The sequence below is a fragment of the Microbacterium sp. PF5 genome (genome assembly GCF_004794315.1).
GTDB classification, from domain to species: domain Bacteria; phylum Actinomycetota; class Actinomycetes; order Actinomycetales; family Microbacteriaceae; genus Microbacterium; species Microbacterium sufflavum.
Genome location: NZ_SSDQ01000006.1, coordinates 1 through 843 on the forward strand (window position 1 = coordinate 1; position 843 = coordinate 843).

Annotated in this window: 1 protein-coding gene; it reads right to left on the reverse strand. The window is 74.3% G+C overall.

Going from position 1 to position 843, the window contains the following annotated elements; translation table 11 throughout:
- Nucleotides 1–26 precede the first annotated feature (26 nt).
- Nucleotides 27–824 carry an ABC transporter permease gene (locus DW297_RS00020; protein WP_240744469.1) on the reverse strand — a complete coding sequence of 266 codons (798 nt, stop codon included), beginning with the start codon at nucleotides 822–824 and terminating at the stop codon, nucleotides 27–29.
- Nucleotides 825–843: the final 19 nt, after the last annotated feature.

Here is an 843-nt window from a genome sequence, read left to right on the forward strand (position 1 = left end):
CGTGGTCGTGGACGCAGAGATCGCGCTCATCGCACTCCCCTTCCGAGGCGGTGGCTGATGCGGTTGGCGCTGAGCACCACCGCGACCACGACGAGGCCGGGGAGGGCGGTGAGCCACCAGGCCGTCGCGATGTAGTTGCGCCCCTCGGCGATCAGCAGGCCCCACTCGGGCGTGGGCGGCGGAGCGCCGTAGCCGAGGAACCCGAGCGTGGAGATGGCGAGGATCGCGGTGCCGAACTGGAGCGCGGCGAGCGCGACGATCGGGGTGAGCGAGTTGGGCAGCACGTGGCGGCGCAGCACGGCGACGAACGTCCCGCCACTGCCGAACGCCGCCTCGACGTACTCGGTGCGCCGCACCCGCGCGACCTCGGCGCGCATCAGGCGCGCGAACGCCGCGACGCTGCCGAGTCCCACCGCGATGGCCGCGTTGACGGTGCCGAACCCGAGCAGGATGATGACCGACAGCGACAGCAGCAGGCCGGGGATCGCCAGGAGCACGTCGACGATGCGCATCAGCACGTCGTCCACGATCCCGCCGACCGATCCGGCGATCGCACCGAGCACCGTGCCCAGGGCGAGGCCGACCGTCACCGCGATCAGCGCGCCGGAGAGCGAGTGCACCGCGCCGTGCACGACCCGGCCGAACAGGTCGCGGCCGAGCGTGTCCGTGCCGAACCAGTGCGCGGCGCTCGGGGGCAGCAGCTTGTCGGCCGGCACGCCCGTGAGCGGGTCGCCCGGCGCGAACACCCCGGGGATCAGCGCCCAGAGCACCGCGAGCGCCACCGCGGCGACGGCCAGGTAGAGCCCCCACGGGCGGCGACGCAGGCCGCGACGGCGCCCGTGG